Below are 18969 nucleotides of genomic sequence, written 5' to 3'. Positions count from 1 at the left end.
TGCTCTCGCGCCCTCGGATGGCAAGTCGTCTACCGGACTTCCCTACGATTGCGACATGCCAGAGCATGATCTGCCCACCGCGCTCGTGACCGGGGCCGCGGGTGGTCTCGGCTTCTCCATCGCCCGTCGGCTCGCGGAGAGGGGCGACCACGTCGTCGTCGCCGACCTCGGCGAGGACGCCTCCGCCGCCCGGGCCGACGAACTCCGCTCCGCCGGATTCTCCGCCGAGCACCGCGTGCTCGACGTGACGGACGAGGAGCAGGTCGTGGCCGCGATCGCCGAGATCGACTCGAGGACCCCTCTCTCAACGGTGGTGAACAATGCGGGCGTCGCGTTCTCGTCCCCGCTGCTCGAGACTCCGATGTCGCGCTTCGACCTGCTCTTCTCCGTCAACGTGCGGGGCACCTTCCTCGTGATGCGCGAGGCGGCACGCGCCATGACATCCCGCGGCGCTGGATCCATCGTCAACATCTGCTCGACGTCGTCGTTCACCGCGTCGACCGGTCCGATGATCGCCTACGACGCGTCGAAGGGCGCCGCGGCGATGATGACACGCGCCGCGGGCCGGGAGCTCGCACGCACGGGCGTCCGCGTCAACGGGCTCGCCCCCGGCACGATGGACACCCCGCTCGTGCGAGGTCTCGGCAGCAGCGACGACGAGCTCGCTCAGCTCGCCGCCGCACGCATCCCGGTCGGCCGCCTGGGAGGAACCGACGAGGTGGCGGAGGGCGCCGCGTGGCTCAGCTCCCCCGCCGCGTCGTACGTCGTCGGACACATCCTCGTCATCGACGGCGGCTGGCTCGCGTGAGCGTCGCCGATCCCGGCCGCCGCGTCGCGTTCGTCACCGGGGCGGGACGCGGCATCGGTCGCTCCGTCACCCTGCTGCTCGCCTCGCACGGCTGGGATGTCGCCTGCGCCGATCGCGACGCCGGGGAAGCCGCCGCGACGGCCGGGCTCGTCGCCGCAGCCGGTCGTCGATCGGCAGCCGTCATCCACGAGGTCACCGACGCCCCCGAGGCCGACACCGCCGTGGCATTCGCCGAGAGCGAGCTCGGCCCGATCACCGGGGTGGTCACCTGCGCCGGGGTCGAGATCACCGGCCCGGCGACCGAGCTCCCCGAGCGCGTGGTGCGCACCGTGGTCGACGTCAACCTGCTCGGCAGCTTCTGGACCGCCGCCGCGGTCGCCCGGTCGGCGCAGGCCGACGACCGTGAGGCGGCGATGGTGCTCGTGGCCAGCGTGAACGGGCGCACCGCGTTCCCCGGCCAGGCCGCGTACACGGCATCGAAGGGCGGCGTCATCGCTCTCGCGTCGGCGCTCGCCGTCGACTGGGCGCCGTCGGGGATCCGGGTGAACGCCGTCGCCCCCGGAGTGACCGACACCGCCATGTCCGCCGGGTCCCTCGGAGATCCGGAGAAGCGGGCGGCGCTGCTGGCGCGGATCCCGATGGCGCGACCCGCTCAGCCGGAGGAGATCGCGGAGGCTGTCGCTTTCCTGCTGTCGCCGGCCGCGAGCTACATCACCGGCATCACCCTCCCGGTCGACGGCGGCTGGTCCTCGAGGGCGTAGGCCGACGCGCCCCTGATTGCGACGGGCGGAGGCCCTTCGCTTCGCTGCGCTCAGCGGGCGGGCAACCTTGGAGGTCGAGTAGCCGCGAAGCGGCGTACCGAGACCCACCCACCCCTTCGCTTCGACGAGCTCAACGGGCGGGGCCCGCCCCTTCGCTTCGACGAGCTCAACGGGCGGGGCGGGCGGGGCGGCTCAGTTGGCGACGAGGGTGTTCGCGTGCTCGTTGATCTTCACCGTGCCCGTCTCGGTGAGGAGGAAGACGTCCTCGACCCGTGCGCCGACGCGGCCGGGCCAGAAGACGCTGGGCTCGATCGTGAACATCATCCCCGGCTCGAGAGGCGTGTTGTCCTCCTCCGAGAGGTACGGCAGCTCGTGCACGTCGAGGCCGATGTTGTGACCGGTGCGGTGGCGGAACCAGTCGCCGTAGCCCGCTTCCTCGATCACGGCACGGGTCGCGCGGTGAACGTCTCCCCCGGTCGCGCCGGGCATCGCGGCAGCACGCCCGGCCTCCTGCGCGGCCATGACCACGTCGTAGACGAGCTCGTACTCGGCGTTCGGGTCGCCGATGTGCACGGTGCGCCCGAAGTCCGAGCAGTACCCCTCGGTGATGGCGCCGAAGTCGAAGCTGACCCCGGAACCGGGCGTGAGCACATCGGTCGAGAGCCGCACCGACGCGTCGCGACTGAGGCCGGGTCCCATCGCCCAGACGGCGGTGTCGAAGCTGGCGCCCGGGGAGCCGAGCTTGCGCATCCGGTAGTCGATCTCGGCAGCGAGCTCGAGCTCGGTGATGCCGGGCTTCACCATCTTCTCGACATCGGCGATGACAGTGTCTGCCACACGGGCGGCGTGGGTCATCAGCTCGATCTCCTGCGGATCCTTGATCCGGCGGATCTCGTTGAGCAGGCCGTCGGCGACGATGAGTTCGGCGTCGGGCTTGTGGCTGCGCAGTTCGAGTGTCGTCTCGGACCAGGTCCGACCCGACACGGCGATACGTGCGAGACCGTCCTTCTCATGACCGCAGGTCTCGTCGAGGGGCTTGCCGCCGACGGCCAGCCTGTCGGCGGAGACGTAGCTGTCGAGCGCCTTGCGGAACCACTCGCGTCCGTCCTGCGACTCGTTCACCGTGACGATGTCGCCGACAACGCCGTCGGGCAGGTGGAACTCCTGCGCGTGCCGGGTCAGGATGAACAGCGGGTCCTTGCCGGGAGCGAAGAAGGCGCCCGAGATCCAGTGGTTCGTGTAGCCGATCTCGCCGAAGGTCGGCGCCGGGCGCTTGACGCCGGTGAAGTACTCGAGGTCGGTCTGCGACGCGGGCAGGAACAGGACGTCGATGCCGGCGGAGTCGAGCTTCTCGGACAGGCGTGCACGGCGAGCGGCGTAGTCGAAGGTGACCATGGTGAGCCTTTCGTTGGAGGGTCGTGGGATGCGCGGTGGCGCGATCAGTCGAGCGGGGTGACGGAGAACAGGTCCTCGTGGCTGTGCTGGACCCACCAGTCGCCGTCGATGCGGCGCCAGCCGGCGCTCACGCGCATGAGCTCGCGGACGCGCTCGCCTCCTCCTTCGCGCTCGACGCGGAGGATGTGGCGCGAGAAGGCGAGATCGCCGTCGACCGTGACGATCGGGTCGTCGACGATGAGCGAGGTCGTGACCGGCGCGTCGCCGCCCTTCGGGCGGGTGGCGCGGATGGCGTCGAGGTCGTCGAGACCGCGGGCGATCCGTTCGGTGACGGCGTCCCAGATGGTGGCGTCGCGCAGGATGAAGCGGTCGATGCGCGTCCGGTCGCCCGCGAGGAACGCGGTGTACATGGCCTTCTGCTCGGCCCAGATGGCGTTCTGGTCGGCGTCGAAGGCGGAGGTGTCGGCGAGGTCGGTGACCTCGGTGGCTGCCGTCATCGGGAGATCTCCTGGGGTGTCTGGGCCGCGGCTCGGCGCAGCTCGGTGTGGAAGGCGGCGAGCGCTTCGACGCCGCCCTCGGGAGGGTCGAGGACGACCTCGTCGACGCCGATCGCGGCGAGATCGGCGAGGATCCCGCCTCCGCCCTCGTGGATCGCCGAGGTGCCGACGAGTCTCAGGACGACCTCGAAGCGGTCGCGCGGTCGGCCGAGGTCCGCGAGAGCGGAGTCCAGGGAGCGGATGGTCGACCCCAGCTCATCGGGTTCGATCTCGGCGAGAGAGTCGTGGGCGATCCAGCCGTCGCCGACCGCCGCCGCGCGACGCAGTGCGGCGGCGCTCGTGCCGCCCAGGAGGACGGGGATCCCGCCCTCGGGCGCCGGCTTCGTGATCAGGCCGGCGGGGAGCGGGTAGTGCGGTCCGTCGGTCGCCGAGGGCGCGCCCGTCCAGACGGCGCGGACCACGTCGATCCACTCGTCGGTGAGCGCCCCGCGCTGCCGGAACGGCACTCCCAGGGCCTCGAACTCCTCGGCGAGCCAGCCGACCCCGATGCCCAGCGCGGTCCTGCCGCCCGACAGCCGGTCGAGGGTCGCCCACTGCTTCGCGAGCACGACGGGTTGACGCAGCGGCGCGATGAGGACGGCGGTGCCGAGACGGACCCGGCTGGTCGCTGACGCCGCCATGGAGAGGAGGACGATCGGGTCGTACCAGTCGGAGTCGGGCGACCAGGTCGCGCGACCGTCGCGGCTGAACGGGTAGTGGCTGTCGATGCTGGCGGGCATGAGCACGTGATCGCTCACCCAGAGCGAGTCGAAGCCGACCCGCTCCGCTTCCCGGGCGAACGGTGCGAGGCCGAGGCCCTCGTCGACGCTCGGCACCGGGAGGCGCACACCGATCCTCACGCGCTCGCCTCCGACCGGACGGCCGGGTCACGGGATTCGCGGGACTCGGGCACGCGCGGTTCGAGCCACGAGCCGATCAGCGCGCGAGCGTAGTCGGAGCGAGGCGAGTCGCAGACCTGGTCGGCCTGCCCCTGCTCGACGACATCGCCGTGGTACATGACGACGATCGAGTCGGAGATGTGCCGGACGACGGCCATGTTGTGGCTGATGAAGAGCATGGCCACTCCCAACCGCTCCTGGACCTCGAGGAACAGGTCGAGGACCTGCGCCTGGACGGAGACGTCGAGAGCGGAGACCGCTTCGTCGCAGACCAGGAGGCGGGGTTCGAGCGTGAGTGCGCGAGCGATGTTGACGCGCTGCAGCTGTCCGCCGCTCAGCTGACCGGGGCGACGCTCGGCCAGTTCCGCGTTCAAGCCGACCGACTCGAGGAGTTCGACGACGCGCTCCCGCCGCGAGGTGGCGTTCCCGATCCGATGCACGACGAGGGGCTCCGCGATCGACCAGCCGACGGTGCGGCGCTGGTCGAGGGCGAGGAGGGGCTGCTGGAAGACCGCCTGGACCTTGGCCCGGTAGGCACGGTTCTCGCGGCCGAGCCACTGCGCGAGCGGCCGGCCCTCGAACTCGATGTCGCCGGAGTCCGGTTCGACGAGCCCGAGCACCAGGTTGGCGACGGTCGACTTGCCGGATCCGGACTCGCCGACGAGACCGACGATCTCGCCGGGGGCGATGGACAGGTCGATGCCGTTCGCGGCGACCGTGCGGGTGTCGCCTTCGCCGAACACCTTGTGCACGTCTCGGAGCTCGAGAAGCGGTGCGCTCATGAGGTGGCCTCCACGGTTGCTTCGGGGCTCCATCCCGCGTCGGTGCGCAGGCGGGTCTTGCGCGGACCCGTCATGCCGAGCGACGAGGCGAGCAGCGAGCGGGTGTACGGATGCTCGGGTGCGCCGACGACCTGGGCGACCGTGCCCTGCTCGACGACGTCGCCGCGGAAGAGGACGATGACCTCGCCCGCCATCCGTGCGACGACACCCAGGTCGTGACTGACGAGGAGCACGCCGAGGTCGCGTTCGCGGCGCAGCTCGTCGAGCAGATCGATCAGCTCAGCCTGGACCGAGGTGTCGAGGGCGCTCGTGGGCTCGTCGGCGACGAGGAGGACCGGATCGTGCAGCAGCGCACCCGCGATCATGAACCGCTGCAGCTGCCCGCCGCTCAGTTGGTAGGGGTGGCTGTCGATCTTGGCGGCCGCGTTCTTGATGCCGACGCGGTCGCAGAGCGTGAGCAGCTTCTCCCGCATCTCGGGCCGCTCCTTGCGCGGCGTGGTTCCGAGCAGCTGCGATGAGATGGCGCGGGTGGGGTTCCAGGACGCGGTCGGATCCTGGAAGACCATTCCGATGGAGCGGCGGCGGAGCTCCCGCAGCTCCTTGCCGGGCATGCCGAGCAGGTTCTGCCCGCCGAAGGCGAGCCGCTCGGCGGTGATCGCAGCACCCTCGAGAAGGCGGGTCGCGGCGAGCACCGAGGTCGTCTTGCCGGACCCGGTCTCCCCCACGAAGGCGATGCACGAGCCCCGGGTGAGGCGGAAGTCGACGCCCGTCACCGCCTCGGTCGGCGCCCCGTAGTACTTGACGTGCAGGTCGGCGGCCTCGAGAACGGTGCGATCCTCGTGCACGGTCGCGGAGGAACGGACGGTATCGGTCGCGCTCATCGCTTGGCCTTGCCCTTCTTCGCCGTCTTGACGGCGCCGATCCCGTCGCCCAGCCAGACGCACAGCGACACCACGCCGAGGATCACCAGCCCGGGGAAGAACGGGTACCACCAGGCGTTCAGCACGTAGTTCTTCGCCGACGCGATCATGAGGCCCCACTCGGGACTCGGCGCCTGGGCGCCCAGCCCGAGGAACGAGAGCCCGGTGAAGGAGACGAGCACGTATCCGACGTCGAGGGTCATGCGCACGGCGAGCTGCTCGGTCGTCTGCGGGATGACGTGCCAGCGGAGGATCTGACTGCCGGAGGCGCCGAGGGTGCGCGCGGCTTTCACGTACAGCTCGCCCTTCTGGCCGCGCACGACGGTGCGCACCATCCGCGCGTAGGACGGCCACCAGACGATCACGAGCGCGAGGACCGCCGACCACAGGTCGCGGCCGACCGCGGCGGAGATGGCCATGGCGAGAACCAGGTAGGGGAAGGCGAGGAAGACATCGGTGACCTTGCTGAGGAGCGTGTCGAACCAGCCGCCGATCCAGCCGCCGATGGCGCCGATGACGGTTCCGACGGCGGCGGCCGAGACGACGACGATGATCGCGCAGCCGATCGAGATCCGGGCACCGAGCACCATGCGGGAGAAGATGTCGCGGCCGGCGTCGTCGGTTCCGAACGGGTGCGCGAACGACGGCGGCAGGAAGCGCTGACCGACGTTGATCGATGTGGGGTCGGCGATCACGAACAGCTGGGGATAGAACACCAGGATGGCCAGCACGACGAGGGCGATGACGCCGACGATGCGGCGGGCGGTCGGGCGGACGCGCGCGGTCGATCGGGTGATGAGCGCTGCGGAGGTCATGCGAGCTCCTTCACTCGGGGGTCGAGCCAGCGGATGATCTGGTCGGTGAGCTCGTTCACGATCACGAACGTCGCCGTGATGACGAGCGTGATGCCGAGGATCGGGTTGTAGTCGAACGTGCGGAAGGCGTTGAAGGCGTAGAGGCCGAGACCGGGCCAGGAGAAGACGACCTCGACGATGATCGTGCCGCCGAGCAGCCAGCCGAACTGGAGCCCGAGCATGGTGATGACCGGGGCCAGCGAGTTGCGGAGCACGTCGACGATCACGACCTTGCCCTCGGACTCGCCGCGCGCCCGGGCGGTGCGCACGTACGGCTTCTTCAGTTCCGCCGAGACGGTCGTGCGGGTCAGCCGGAGCGCGATGCCCAGCTGGCTGACGACGAGAGCGGTGACGGGGAGGATCAGGTGGGCGATCGCGTCTCCGAGGGCGTAGGTGTTGCCGCCGAGGAGGGAGTCGAGGACCGTGAACCCGGTGATGCGGGCGAGCCCGTAATCGCCGTAGTCGAGGGTCCCCGACACGGGCAGCCAGCCGAGGCCGGATGCGACGGCCAACTGCAGGAGCAGGCCGATCCAGAACACCGGGAGGGCGGCACCGATGACGGAGATGACGTTGATGAGCTTCGATCGGAAGCCGTCGGGGAGGAGTGCCCAGACGACGCCGAGGCTGACACCGATCACCGCGTAGGTGAATGCCGCGATGAAGACGAGCTCGAGGGTCGGAGGCAGGAAGTAGAGGATGTCCTGCAGCACGGGCTGGCGCGATTGGATCGAGTCGCCCAAGTCGAGGCGGAGGATGCCGCCGAGGTAGTTGAGGTACTGGTCCCAGAGCGGCAGGTCGAGGCCGAGCTGACGCCGGACCTCCGCCACCTGCTCGGGGCCGGCGTTGAGGCCGGCCGCCAGGCGTGCCGGGTCTGCGGGAACGACGCGACCGAGCACGAAGGTGAGGCTCACGGCCGCCCAGACGACGACGAAGATCCACAGGATCCTGGTCGCGAGGCGACGGAGCCATCCTCCGCGGGCCGGGCGTGCACCCGGGCCGGAGCCCCCGGCCCGGCGCGAGGGCCGGACCGGGGACTTCTGCAGGGTCGCGTCGTTCGTCATCAGCTCGCTCGTGCGTAGAAGAATCGCACGACGTAGTTGTAGTCCATCACCTCGTACTGCACGTCCCACTTGTCGAGGACGGGCTGTGCGAGCTTGGGCTGCGAGGCGAAGATCGCGACGTACTGCTCGTTGATCGCGGTCACCGCGTCGATGACGGCCTGGTCGCGTTCCGTCTCGTCGCTGATCGTCGGGAGCTCCGCGACCATGGCGTCGACCTCCGGGTCCTGGAAGTAGGACCAGTTGTACCCGCCGTTGGAGGCGATCGTCGCCGACACGTAGCCCTGCGTGAGCATCGAGCTGGGGTCGTCGGAGACGGCCGACATGTTGAGGAACGAGATGTCCGCGGCGGTGTCGGGGTTCGACTGGATCTCGACCATCTGGGCCCACGGCACCATCTGGATCTCGACCTTGACGCCGATGTCAGCGAAGTTCTGCTCGAGCAGGGTGCCGGTGAACTCCTCGTAGGACAGTCCCGACAGGCCCAGGTAGCTGACGGTGAGCCCGTCGGCGTATCCCGCCTCGGCGAGGAGCGCCTTGGCGCCCTCGACGTCGCGCTCGGGGACCGCGAGATCCTCGATGCCGCCGCCGAAGCCCGTCGGCAGGGGTCCGACGGCGAGGTCGCCGTAGCCCTGGTAGTAGTCGAGCATCGCCTGGTAGTCGAACGCCTTCGAGAGGGCCTCGCGGACGCGGACGTCGGCGAGGGCGCCCTTCTGGGTGTTGAGCGGCAGGATCTGCACGGAGAGCCCGGACTGCTCGACGAGCTTGACGCCGTCCATGGCGGCCGCGGACGCCGAGTCGTCGGGTCCGACGGCACCGAGCATGTCGATCTCGCCCTGGCCCATCAGCTGGAGCGCGGTCTGCACGTCGGCGTCGACCCGGAGGGTGACCTTCTTGGGCGCTGCGTCGTCCCAGTCGAGGTAGTAGTCCTCGAACGCGGTCAGCTCGATGGCGCTCCCCTTGGCCCACGAGTCGAGCTCGTACGCGCCGGAGCCCGCCTCGTTGTCGGCGAACCAGTCCTGAGCCCACGGGTCGTCGTCGGTGGCGTTCGCCTCGATGGCGTCGCCGCTCACGATCGCGATCTTCTGCAGCTTGCCGGGGAGGAAGACGTCGGATGCCGAGAGGTCGACGACGACGGTCGTGTCGTCGGTGGCCTCGACCGAGCTGATGCCCGCGATGATCGACGCGGGACCCTGGTTGACGGCCTGGACTCGCTCGATCGAGGAGACGACGTCGTCGGCGGTCAGGTCGGTGCCGTCGTGGAAGGTCAGCCCCTCGCGGAGGGTGAAGGTGTATTCGGTCGCGTCGTCGTTGGCTTCCCAGCTCTCGGCGATGCCGGGGCCGATCTCGACGCCGCCGGGCTCGTACTGCGTCAGCGAGTCGTACACGTTGCGTACGAACTCGAAGCCGTCGGACGAGAACGCGATCGCGGGGTCGAGGGTCGTGGTCTCTGCGATGTTGGAGAACACGGCGGTGACCTCGTCGGAGCCCGAGGAGGAGGCGGCCTGCTGGCCGCACGCCGTGAGCGCGAACACCGTGACGGCGGCGCCGGCCGCGACGGCGGCGGATCTTCTGCGGATCATGTGGGGATGGTCCTTACTTTGGCTTGGAGGGATTAGGACTGCGGTGCAAGGGATGGAGCCGTGGTGTAGCCGTCGATCAGGTCCTCCTCGATCGCTTTCGCGTCGCGGAGTGTCGGATCGCCGTACCCGCCGCCGCCGCCGGTCTGAATGCGGACGCGGGAGCCTTTGGGGAGGGGAAGGGCGTTGACCTTGAGGATGTGCTCCTCGCCGTCGCCGCGATCGACGACGACATCGGTCGGCTGCCCGCTCGAGCCGCCGAAGAGTCCCCAGGCGGGGAGCTTCGACCTCTCGAACCACAGCGACACGGTCGTCGACTCGGCGAGCGTCTCGTAGGACCGCCAGATGCCGAGGCCTCCGCGGTGGGTGCCCTCGCCGCCGGAGTCGGCCTGCAGGCCGTATCCGGTGATGCGGATCGGGTAGCGCGACTCGATCACCTCGATGGGGTAGTTCTTGAGGTCGCCTCCGCCGTAGTTGATCTGGCCGTTGGCGCCGTCGCGGTCGGAGAGCGCACCCCAGCCGACGCCGGTGGCCTCGCCGCAGAAGAACGGCTCGCCCGAGTTGTCGGTGCCGGCGAACAGGATGTTCATCGAGTCGGCGGTCTGGCCGGCGTTGACCATGTCGGGCAGCGCCGGCGCGAGCGCCTTGATGAACAGGTCGATCATCATGCCGAGGTGCGGGTAGTAGAACTGGCAGGCCGCGGGTTCGCGCGCGTCGAAGACGGTGCGCGGCTCGGTCTTGACCGTCATGTTGCGGAACGTGCCGGCGGTGACCGGCGTCTCGGGGTTGATGAGGAACTTGTAGGCGAGGCGTGCCGCCGAGACGGTCTGGGCGTAGCCGCAGTTCATCGATCCGGGCGTCTGCGGGCTGGAACCGCTGAGGTCGAGCAGGATCTCGCCGCCCGAGACGGTGACGGTGACCTTCACCGGGACGGGCTGGCCGTTGGGTCCCCAGGAGTCGAGTGACGCTTCGGCGGAGTAGACCCCGTCCGGGATCGCGGAGACCGTCTCGCGGTCGAGGCGCTCGCACTGCTCGAAGACCTGCTCGGACGCGGCCTCGACGGTCTCGCCGCCGAACCTGTCGTAGAGGCGCTGCAGCATCTTCTCGCCGGTGTGGCAGGCAGCGACCTGCGCGTGCATGTCGCCCCAGATGGAGCGCGGCAGGCGCGAGTTGCGCATCAGGAAGTCGATGGTCTGGTCGTCGCGGACGCCCGCGCGGTACAGGTAGGTGGGGCCGAGACGGTAGCCCTCCTGGTAGATGTTCGTCGAGTCCATCGCCTGACCGGCGTCCTTCGCGCCGATGTCGAGCCAGTGCGCCTTGGTCGCGCCGAAGCCGATCAGCCGCCCCTCGTAGAAGATGGGCGAGAAGATCGACAGGTCGTTGAGGTGGCTGCCGACAAGGTAGCTGTCGTTGATGGCGAAGACATCGCCCTCGCGGTAGTTCTCGGGTCCGCCGATGTGCTCGGTCGTGACGGCGATGGCCGCGTCGAGCGCCCCGAGGAAGATGGGCAGGCCGGGCGCCTGGCCGAGCAGGTGGCCGTCGGCGTTGAAGAGACCGACGCTGCAGTCCTTCATCTCGTAGATGATCGGCGTGTAGGCGGATCGCGCGAGGTTGTTGTTCATCTGCGCGGCGATCGAGTCGAACGCGTTGCGGATGACCTCGACGGTCACGGGGTCGACGCGCAGCGCGACGTCGGGTTCGGTGGTCTGGAGAGTCACGAGGCGCTCCTTTCGAGCACGAGGTGTCCGTGAGCCGACGGGGTCGCGACCCATCCGGGCGGAACGAGGACGGTGCAGCCGGGTTCGAGCAGGATCGCCGGCCCCGCGACCGCTCGGCCGGGCCGGACGGATGCGCGGTCGTAGACGACGCTGTCGAGGGTGTCGCCGGCGTAGCGGACGCTCTGCTGGCCGAGGACGACGGGCTCGTCCCCCGCAGCGGAGTCGACGGCGGGTGGGCGAGGAGTGAGACCGCGGGCGACGAGGCGGAGGGCGACGACCTCGACCTTCTCCCCCGGGTTGTTGTGCCCGAAGCGCTCGAGGTGCTCGGCGTCGAAGCGGGTCTGCAGTCCGGCGAGGACCTCCTCCGGCTCGGCGTCCGGATCGAAGCCGACGGTCAGCGTGTACTCCTGGCCGAGGTAGCGGACGTCGAGGCCGGGTGCGAGGTCGACCTGGTCGGGCGCGACGCCGTCGGTGTCGAGCAGTGCGGCGCCGCGGTCGAGGAGCGCTGTGGTCGCTCCCTTCAGCACGTCGGGTCCGAGGTCGTCGAGACCGTGGAAGAAGCTCTGCACGAGGTCGTGGCGCAGGTCCGTGTGGACCATGCCCCAGGCGGAGAGCACGCCCGGGCTGCCGGGCACGATGACCTGGCCGAGCTCGAGCTCATCCGCGATCGAGACGGCGTGCAGGGGACCCGCACCGCCGAAGGCGAGCAGCCCGAAGTCGCGCGGGTCGATGCCGCGGGCGACGGTGATCTCGCGGATCGCGTTCGCCATCGCCGCATCGGCGACCGCGACGATGCCGAGCGCGGTCTGCTCGACGTCGAGTCCGAGGGCGTCGCCCACCCGCTCGGCCGCGTCGCGGGCGGCGGACTTGTCGAGGGCGAGGGTTCCGCCGAGCAGCGCGACGTCGGGCAGTCGCCCGAGCAGCAGGTTCGCGTCGGTGACCGTCGGCTCGGTGCCGCCGCGGCCGTAGCTCGCGGGTCCGGGGACCGAGCCGGCCGATCGGGGTCCGACCCGGAGCGCGCCGGCGACGACGTGCGCAACAGATCCGCCGCCTGCACCGATCGTGTGCATGACGACGGACGGGGCGAGGAGCGGGTGACCTTCGAGCTCGGTCTGCGAGGCGATGTCGGCCTCGCCGTCGACGACGAGGCTCACATCGAAGGACGTGCCTCCCATGTCGACGCAGAGGAGCTTGTCGAGTCCGAGGTCGTTCGCGACGGCGACACCGGCCATGGTGCCGCCGACCGGACCGGAGAAGAGTGTCTGCACGGCACGCTCCCTGGCCCGGTCGACTGTCATGACGCCGCCGTTGGACTGCATGACCTTGAGCGCACTGCTCAGGCCGCCGTCCTGGAGCGACGATTCGAGGACCCGCAGGTACTCGAGGACGATGGGCGCGATGTACGCCGAGACCGCGGTCGTGCTGGTGCGCTCGTATTCGCGCCACTCGGGGGCGATGTCGCTCGAGCACACTACGGCGATCGTCGGGGCCACGCGCGCGAAGATCTCGGCGATGGCTTTCTCGTGCACCGGGTTGGCGTAGGCGTGCAGCAGCACGACGGCAACGGCGTCGACGGTCCCGTCGAGCTCGCGGGCGAGGGACTCGACCTGGGCGACGTCCAGCTCGGTCACCGTGCTGCCGTCGGGCGCGAGGCGCTCGTCGATCTCGTGGATGTCGCGACGGGGCACCAGCGGCTTGGGTGCGGTGAAGCGCAGGTCGTACATCGCCGGCCGGTTGGCGCGCCCGATCTCGTAGACGTCGCGGAACCCGCGGGTCGTGAGCAGAGCGACCCGCGACCCGCGGCGCTCGAGGAACGCGTTGAGACCGGCCGTGGTGCCGTGCACGAACGAGTCGACCTCGTCGAGGGTCACGTCGAGGCCGGCGACGGCGGCGAGCACGCCGTCGGCGAGCACGCCGGGCGTCGTCAGCGCCTTCGCGGTGCGGAGCGTCCCGTCGTCTCCGACCGCGACCGCATCGGTGAATGTGCCGCCGATATCGACACCGACTCTGAATCCCATGGTGGCTGCGCCCTTTCCGTCTCTCAGTGAACTGCCGTCGATGCCGCGATGGCCGGGCGCAGTCCGGCCTCCGTGACGTCGTGCCAGGTGAGGAATCTCTCGATGCCCGTGCGGAGGACATCGGTGCCGCTCGCCAGGGAGATGCGGACGTGGTCGGCTGCGACCTGCCCGAATGCGCTGCCGGGAGCGACGGCGACCCCGTACTCGACGAGTTCGAGGGCCGCGGTGCGACTGTCGACGCCCGGCGCGAGCGGGATCATGAGGTAGAAGGCGCCCTCGGGTCGGACCACCGGGATCGTGGGCTCGAGCAGGGACACGGCGAGGTCGCGGTGCGCGCGGTAGGCGTCGCGCATCGCGGCGACGGGCGCCTGCGGCCCCTGCAGTGCGGCGATCGCGGCCATCTGCGAGACACCGGAGATGCAGGACAGCAGAGGCTCCTGCACGTGCACGAGGGTCGGCGCGAGCCATTCGGGGGCGATGACGTAGCCGACTCGCCATCCGGTCATCGCGTAGGTCTTCGAGAACGAGAAGGCGGAGACGACGTTGTCGGTTCCGAACCCGGCGGCATCGGCGGGTTCGCCGTCGAAGATGAGCTCGTCGTAGACCTCGTCGGAGATGACCAGGATCCCGCGGTCGGCCGCGAACGCGACGATCTTGCCGATGACGTCCCGCGGAAGCACGGCGCCGGTCGGGTTGCCCGGGGAGTTGAGGATGATGACGCGGGTGCGCTCGGTGACGAGCGACTCGAGCTCGGCGAGGTCGGGCGCGAAGCCGTTCTCGGGGCGGAGGCCGTAGAAGACAGGACGCGCACCGTGCAGCACGGTGAGCATGGCGTAGTTGGGCCAGGAGGGATCGGGGACGAGCACCTCGTCGCCCGTGCTGAGGACGGCGCTGAGGACCGCCGAGATCCCCTGGCCCGCACCCTGGCAGACGATGACGCGATCGAACGGCACGGCAGTTCCGTACCGGCGCTCGACGGACTCGGCGATGGCCTCGCGGAGTGCCTGCATGCCTGCGCTGTGGGTGTAGCCGATCCCGCTGCGCGCCGCGCGGACGGCGGCCTCGACGATGTGGTCGGGCGTCGGGAAGCCGGGCTCGCCCACCTCGAGCCGCGCGATGTCACGGTCGCTGGCGAGCACCAGGTTGACGATCTCGCGGATGCCGGAGGCTCCGAGGTGATCGATGTGGGGGGCGAGGTGCGGCACGGTGCTCTTTCGTCGGGGGGGGTACACCCACCGTACGAACTAAATATGTCGAATGACAGCGCCGATTGTTACAAGCTTGCTAAATGTAAGGCGCTGGCGTCTGTGACTTTCTGTTTGAGCGCAGGCGAGGGAGCTCTGCATACAATCGATCATGCCTACAGCACTGACACGCGGAGCCTGGATCCTCGGCACCGACACCGGGATCACCGCCGCCATCGCCGCGTCCGGGTTCGATTGGATCGTCCTGGACCAGCAGCACGGACGCCTCGGCGACAGCGAGATGATCTCCCTGCTGGCCGCGACCGAAGGAGGCGTACCGCGCTGGGTGCGGGTCAGGTCCCTCGACGACGGGCTCATCGGACGGGCCCTCGATGCCGGGGCCCAGGGCGTCGTCGTCCCGATGGTCGACTCGCGCGCCCAGGCCGAGCAAGCCTCACGTGCGACACGATACCCGCCGCGTGGAGCGCGCAGCTGGGGTCCGTTCGCCGGCGGCTACTCCTCGCCAGGCGAGGCGCCGCATTCCGACATGGTGTGCGCAGTCATGATCGAGACCGCTGCCGCACTGGCCGATGTCGACTCGATCGCTGCCACCGCGGGGGTGGACATGCTGTTCGTGGGCCCGTTCGACCTCGCGCTCGCGCTCGGCGTCGAACTCGACACCCTGCTGCTGGCCGACGGTCCCGACGCCCCGCTGCACCGCATCGTGGACGCCGCGAAGCGAGCCGGGATCAAGGCCGGCGCGTTCGGCGGCACTCCCGCCCGGGCGGCGACGCTCGCCGCTCTCGGCTTCGACACGGTCGCCGTCGCGAGCGACACCCTTCTGGTCCAGCTGGGCGCCACGGCCGCGCTGGCCTGACCCGCGTTCGCGTGGAGCTGGCGCTCAGACGACGGACTCGGACCAGCTGTCGGCCTCGCCGAAGCGGTGGGCGACGACAGTGACCGCCTGCTCGCGCAGGTACGCCAGCAGCTCGACGCGACCGGCGCGCACCGACTCGCCCGCGTGGATCGACACATCAGGCGCACCGGCGACCGCGGTCGCCAGATCGTCTGCGAGGGCGGCGCGGGCGGCGCCGCCGACGATCCGAACGCGCGCGGGCGTCTCCGCTCGCATCCGCTCGAGCCAGGCGGTGTCCGCCTCGACGCGCGGTGACGCAACCGCGCCGAGCGCCGCCGCGATTCCCCCGTCCGGAACGCTGACCGTCACGACCGAACCTGCGCGCTGGGCGGCGATGAGGGCGCGGAGCAGCTGAGCCGTCGAGGCATCGCGCGAGGCGCGCAGTTCGACGGGCACGGGCAGGTAGCGGAGCAGGTTGCGCTCGAGTCCGAGCTGCTGACGGTCGCGGGCGATGCCGAACTCGGTCCGCCAGGACGACTCGTCCGATGCCGCGGCGTCGCGGAGCCACGCCTGCTCGGTCTCGGTGAGATGCGGAGCCGTTGCGGCGAGGACCGCGTCGATCGCGGGGCTGATCCCGGGCTCCTCGGTCCGAACGGTCGGCGCATCGCGCCAGTCGCCCAGTGCGGCGAGGTAGCTCGGGCCGCCCGCCTTGGTGCCGGCGCCGACCGACGAGCGCTTCCATCCGCCGAACGGCTGGCGCTCGACGATCGCGCCGGTCGTCGCACGGTTGACGTAGAGATTGCCGGCCTCCACCGATTGAAGCCACTGAGCCAGCTCGGCGGGGTCCTGCGTGAAGAGTCCCGAGGTGAGCCCGAAATCGGTCTCGTTGACGATGGAGATCGCGTCGGCGAGGGTCGGCGCGGTCATGACGCCGAGCACGGGCCCGAAGTACTCGGTGCGATGGAAAGCGGATCCGCGGCGCACCCCGGTCTTGACGCCCGGCGTCCAGAGCGAGTCGTTCACACGGCGCGGTTCGACGAGCCACTTCTCCCCCGGCTCGAGGCGGGTGAGTGCACCGAGCAGCTTCTCCCCCGGCTCCTCGACCAGCGGTCCCATCTGCGTGAGCGGCGAATCGGCGGGACCGACGCGCAGTGAGGTGACGGCGTCGATCAGCTGGGCGGTGAAGCGATCCGACTTCTCGAGCGACCCGACGAGCACGACGAGACTCGCGGCCGAGCACTTCTGGCCGGCATGCCCGAACGCGCTCCGCACCGTCTCGGCGACCGCGATGTCGAGGTCGGCCGCGGGCGTGACGATCACGGCGTTCTTGCCGCTCGTCTCGGCCATGAGCGGCAGACGCGGGTTCCAGGAGCGGAAGAGCTCGGCGGTCTCGAACGACCCGGTGAGGATGACCCGGTCGATCGACTCGTGCGTGATGAGCGCTTTCCCGGTCTCATCCTCGGGCACATCGGCGAGCGCGACGAGATCGCGCGGAACACCCGCGGCCCAGAGCAGCTCGCACACCACGGCGGCGGTGCGACGGGCCTGCGGGGCGGCCTTCAGGATGACGGCGGAGCCGGCGGCGAGCGCCGCGGCGACACCGCCGAACGGGATGGCGACGGGGAAGTTCCAGGGGCCGACGACGAGCGTCAGGGCGACCGGCTCGAAGCGAGCACCGTCGACCGACTCGAGCCCGAGCGCCTGACGCGCGTAGTAGCGGGCGAAGTCGATGGCCTCGCTGATCTCGGGGTCGGCCTCGGCGATGGTCTTGCCGGTTTCGGAGGCGGAGACCTCGATGAGTCGATCGCGACCTGCCGCCAGCGCGGAGGCCGCGGTCTCGAGGAGGGCGGCGCGTTCGGCGGCGGGGCGGGTTCCCCACACCGTTCCGGCCGCGCGGACGCGTTCGACGAGGGCATCCACACCGGCGGAGTCGGTGGGCGCGTCCGCGTCCGATTCGATGCCGGCGGTGCTGGTCGTCGCCCGAACCAGGGCGGCGCGGCCCCACGCACGGTTGGCGGGCAGGGCGGGGTCCGTGTCCGGCTCCCCCGCGAACGGCTCGTCGACTCCGCGCGGCGCAGCGGCCGGGGCGGTGCGGTCCTGCGTGCGATTCGGACCGGGCAGCTCGCCTCGGGTCTCGCGGAGGGCGTCGACGGAGGCCCGGAACCGGGTCTCCTCCCGCGTCCACAGCGACGGGTCGCTCGTGATCCGCGTGGACGCGGAGAGAAAGTTCTCGGGAGACGCCCCCTCCTGGAGGCGGCGGACGAGGTAGCTCACGGCCGCATCGAACTCGTCGCGCGCGACGACGGGCGTGTAGAGGAGGACATGTCCGACGGCCGCGCGGACGGCCGCGACCTGGCCGGTCGCCATGCCGAGCAGCATCTCGAACTCGACGTCGCCGGTGACCCCGCGACGCTCGGAGAGCGTGCGGGCGAAGGCGATGTCGAAGAGATTGTGGCCGGCGACGCCGAGGCGGATCGAGCGGGTGCGCTCGGGGGTCATCGCCCAGTCGAGCACGCGCTTGTAGTTCGCGTCGGTCGCGAGCTTGCTGGGCGCCGTCGCGAGCGGCCAGCCGTGGACCCGCGACTCGACGACCTCCATCGGAAGATTCGCGCCCTTGACGAGACGCACCTTGATCCGCGCGCCGCCCGCGTCGACACGGGCCGTCGCCCATTCGGAGAGGCGCTGCATGGCACCGAGGGCATCGGGGAGGTAGGCCTGGAGGACGATACCGGCCTCCAGCTGCGTCATCCCGGGTCGGTCGAGCAGTCTCGTGAAGACCGCGATCGTGAGGTCGAGGTCGCGGTACTCCTCCATGTCGAGGTTGATGAACTTCGGGCGGCCGGCCGCGGTGCTGGCGGCGGCCATCTCGTAGATGGGTGCGAGCCGGCTCTCGACGAGGTCGACGGTCTCGTCGAATGCCCACATCGACAGGGCCGGCGCGATCGCCGAGATCTTGATCGAGACGTAGTCGACGTCGTCGCGCGCCAGGAGGGACTTGATGCCCGCCAGGCGACGCGCGGCTTCGCGCTCGCCGAGAACGGCCTCGCCGAGGAGGTTGATGTTGAGCGCGTCGCCGTGACGGCGGAGGCGGGTGATGGTGCGACCGAGCGAACCGGGTGCGGAGTCGATGATGAGGTGCTGCACCATTCGCCGGAACACCGACTTCGCCGCGGGGACGACGATGCCGGGGGCGACGCGGGAGGCGACGGCCCCGAGGCGGATCGCTCCTCGCTGGTAGGCGGGCAGGAACGCGGGTGTGATCCGCGCGACCTCGCGCAGGTTGGCGGCGGCGATGCGGGCGTCGTCGGGGCGCAGCACCCCGTCGACGAAGCCGAGCGTGAACGGCAGGCCGCGGGGGTCGGCGAGCACTCCGGCGAGGCGTGCAGCGGAGGCGTCGGGGGCCACGCCCGCGGCGGTGGCAGCCCAGTCGCGAGCGAGCAGGACGGCCGCGTCGGCCATCTCCGAGAGGTCGTCAGGCGCGTCGGCCATCGCACCCGGTCCCTGCGGCGTCGTGATCGTCATGGCGTGCTCCTCGAGGTCAGGGCATCCCTTGCGGGATGGCTCCAGTCTGCGGATCCCGCCAGTGAAGCGAAAGTACGT

15 protein-coding genes are annotated in these 18969 nt (G+C 70.4%); 3 read left to right on the top strand and 12 right to left on the bottom strand.

Annotated features, from left to right (window positions below; translation table 11 throughout):
* The first annotated feature begins 55 nt into the window (after window positions 1-55).
* Together DDQ50_RS06525 and DDQ50_RS06520 are read left to right on the top strand one after the other, a co-directional pair.
* Complete coding sequence (locus DDQ50_RS06525) at window positions 56-808, top strand: SDR family NAD(P)-dependent oxidoreductase (protein ID WP_116755824.1); 753 nt, start codon at window positions 56-58, stop codon at window positions 806-808.
* Window positions 805-1569 carry an SDR family NAD(P)-dependent oxidoreductase gene (locus tag DDQ50_RS06520; protein WP_165829722.1) on the top strand — a complete coding sequence of 255 codons (765 nt, stop codon included), beginning with the start codon at window positions 805-807 and terminating at the stop codon, window positions 1567-1569. The genes DDQ50_RS06525 and DDQ50_RS06520 overlap by 4 nt, the downstream gene beginning before the upstream one ends.
* Window positions 1570-1761: 192 nt before the next feature.
* Here DDQ50_RS06520 and DDQ50_RS06515 read toward each other — a convergent pair whose 3' ends face one another.
* Genes DDQ50_RS06515 through DDQ50_RS06465 form a run of 11 tightly spaced genes read right to left on the bottom strand, consistent with a single transcriptional unit; the run spans window position 1762 to window position 14534 of the window.
* Complete coding sequence (locus DDQ50_RS06515) at window positions 1762-2964, bottom strand: M24 family metallopeptidase (RefSeq protein ID WP_116755822.1); 1203 nt, start codon at window positions 2962-2964, stop codon at window positions 1762-1764.
* A 44-nt stretch (window positions 2965-3008) separates the two neighbouring features.
* Window positions 3009-3461 (bottom strand): DUF4440 domain-containing protein, encoded by a 453-nt coding sequence (locus DDQ50_RS06510; protein ID WP_116755821.1) that lies wholly within the window; start codon window positions 3459-3461, stop codon window positions 3009-3011.
* Window positions 3458-4360, bottom strand: a complete 903-nt coding sequence (locus DDQ50_RS06505) for a TIGR03619 family F420-dependent LLM class oxidoreductase (RefSeq protein WP_116755820.1) — start codon at window positions 4358-4360, stop codon at window positions 3458-3460. Before DDQ50_RS06505 ends, DDQ50_RS06510 begins: the two co-directional genes overlap by 4 nt.
* Window positions 4357-5181 carry an ABC transporter ATP-binding protein gene (locus DDQ50_RS06500; RefSeq protein WP_165829721.1) on the bottom strand — a complete coding sequence of 275 codons (825 nt, stop codon included), beginning with the start codon at window positions 5179-5181 and terminating at the stop codon, window positions 4357-4359. Before DDQ50_RS06500 ends, DDQ50_RS06505 begins: the two co-directional genes overlap by 4 nt.
* Entirely contained in the window at window positions 5178-6062 is an 885-nt protein-coding gene (locus DDQ50_RS06495; protein WP_116755818.1) for an ABC transporter ATP-binding protein, read from the bottom strand. The genes DDQ50_RS06500 and DDQ50_RS06495 overlap by 4 nt, the downstream gene beginning before the upstream one ends.
* Window positions 6059-6916, bottom strand: a complete 858-nt coding sequence (locus tag DDQ50_RS06490) for an ABC transporter permease (RefSeq protein ID WP_116755817.1) — start codon at window positions 6914-6916, stop codon at window positions 6059-6061. The genes DDQ50_RS06495 and DDQ50_RS06490 overlap by 4 nt, the downstream gene beginning before the upstream one ends.
* The gene (locus tag DDQ50_RS06485) at window positions 6913-8016 is read right to left on the bottom strand and encodes an ABC transporter permease (protein WP_116755816.1); all 1104 of its coding nucleotides are present in this window, start codon (window positions 8014-8016) and stop codon (window positions 6913-6915) included. Before DDQ50_RS06485 ends, DDQ50_RS06490 begins: the two co-directional genes overlap by 4 nt.
* Entirely contained in the window at window positions 8016-9596 is a 1581-nt protein-coding gene (locus DDQ50_RS06480; protein WP_116755815.1) for an ABC transporter substrate-binding protein, read from the bottom strand. The genes DDQ50_RS06485 and DDQ50_RS06480 overlap by 1 nt, the downstream gene beginning before the upstream one ends.
* A gap of 32 nt (window positions 9597-9628) precedes the next feature.
* Window positions 9629-11311, bottom strand: a complete 1683-nt coding sequence (locus tag DDQ50_RS06475; protein ID WP_205663577.1) for a hydantoinase B/oxoprolinase family protein — start codon at window positions 11309-11311, stop codon at window positions 9629-9631.
* Window positions 11308-13329 carry a hydantoinase/oxoprolinase family protein gene (locus DDQ50_RS06470; RefSeq protein WP_116755813.1) on the bottom strand — a complete coding sequence of 674 codons (2022 nt, stop codon included), beginning with the start codon at window positions 13327-13329 and terminating at the stop codon, window positions 11308-11310. Before DDQ50_RS06470 ends, DDQ50_RS06475 begins: the two co-directional genes overlap by 4 nt.
* A gap of 23 nt (window positions 13330-13352) precedes the next feature.
* Window positions 13353-14534 (bottom strand): pyridoxal phosphate-dependent aminotransferase, encoded by a 1182-nt coding sequence (locus DDQ50_RS06465; RefSeq protein ID WP_165829720.1) that lies wholly within the window; start codon window positions 14532-14534, stop codon window positions 13353-13355.
* A 151-nt stretch (window positions 14535-14685) separates the two neighbouring features.
* On the opposite strand from DDQ50_RS06465, the gene DDQ50_RS06460 reads away from it, so the two are divergent.
* Window positions 14686-15390, top strand: a complete 705-nt coding sequence (locus DDQ50_RS06460; protein WP_116755811.1) for an HpcH/HpaI aldolase family protein — start codon at window positions 14686-14688, stop codon at window positions 15388-15390.
* A 24-nt stretch (window positions 15391-15414) separates the two neighbouring features.
* Here the strand turns inward: DDQ50_RS06460 and DDQ50_RS06455 are convergent, their stop codons facing one another.
* Window positions 15415-18891: a bifunctional proline dehydrogenase/L-glutamate gamma-semialdehyde dehydrogenase gene (locus DDQ50_RS06455; protein ID WP_240614254.1), complete on the bottom strand. Its 3477-nt coding sequence runs from the start codon at window positions 18889-18891 to the stop codon at window positions 15415-15417.
* Window positions 18892-18969 lie beyond the last annotated feature (78 nt).

Source organism: Amnibacterium flavum, from assembly GCF_003097495.1.
In the GTDB taxonomy this organism is placed as follows: domain Bacteria; phylum Actinomycetota; class Actinomycetes; order Actinomycetales; family Microbacteriaceae; genus Naasia; species Naasia flava.
Note: the sequence above shows the minus strand (reverse complement) of the source record. Positions and strands in the feature narration are given on the sequence as shown.

Bases quoted from the DNA above. Each gene is read 5' to 3' on its own strand.
- DDQ50_RS06510 (WP_116755821.1), bottom strand. From the start codon at position 3,461: ATGACGGCAGCCACCGAGGTCACCGACCTCGCCGACACCTCCGCCTTC.
- DDQ50_RS06480 (WP_116755815.1), bottom strand. From the start codon at position 9,596: ATGATCCGCAGAAGATCCGCCGCCGTCGCGGCCGGCGCCGCCGTCACG.
- DDQ50_RS06500 (WP_165829721.1), bottom strand. From the start codon at position 5,181: ATGAGCGCACCGCTTCTCGAGCTCCGAGACGTGCACAAGGTGTTCGGC.
- DDQ50_RS06470 (WP_116755813.1), bottom strand. From the start codon at position 13,329: ATGGGATTCAGAGTCGGTGTCGATATCGGCGGCACATTCACCGATGCG.
- DDQ50_RS06495 (WP_116755818.1), bottom strand. From the start codon at position 6,062: ATGAGCGCGACCGATACCGTCCGTTCCTCCGCGACCGTGCACGAGGAT.
- DDQ50_RS06485 (WP_116755816.1), bottom strand. From the start codon at position 8,016: ATGACGAACGACGCGACCCTGCAGAAGTCCCCGGTCCGGCCCTCGCGC.
- DDQ50_RS06460 (WP_116755811.1), top strand. From the start codon at position 14,686: ATGCCTACAGCACTGACACGCGGAGCCTGGATCCTCGGCACCGACACC.
- DDQ50_RS06515 (WP_116755822.1), bottom strand. From the start codon at position 2,964: ATGGTCACCTTCGACTACGCCGCTCGCCGTGCACGCCTGTCCGAGAAG.
- DDQ50_RS06455 (WP_240614254.1), bottom strand. From the start codon at position 18,891: ATGACGATCACGACGCCGCAGGGACCGGGTGCGATGGCCGACGCGCCT.
- DDQ50_RS06525 (WP_116755824.1), top strand. From the start codon at position 56: ATGCCAGAGCATGATCTGCCCACCGCGCTCGTGACCGGGGCCGCGGGT.
- DDQ50_RS06490 (WP_116755817.1), bottom strand. From the start codon at position 6,916: ATGACCTCCGCAGCGCTCATCACCCGATCGACCGCGCGCGTCCGCCCG.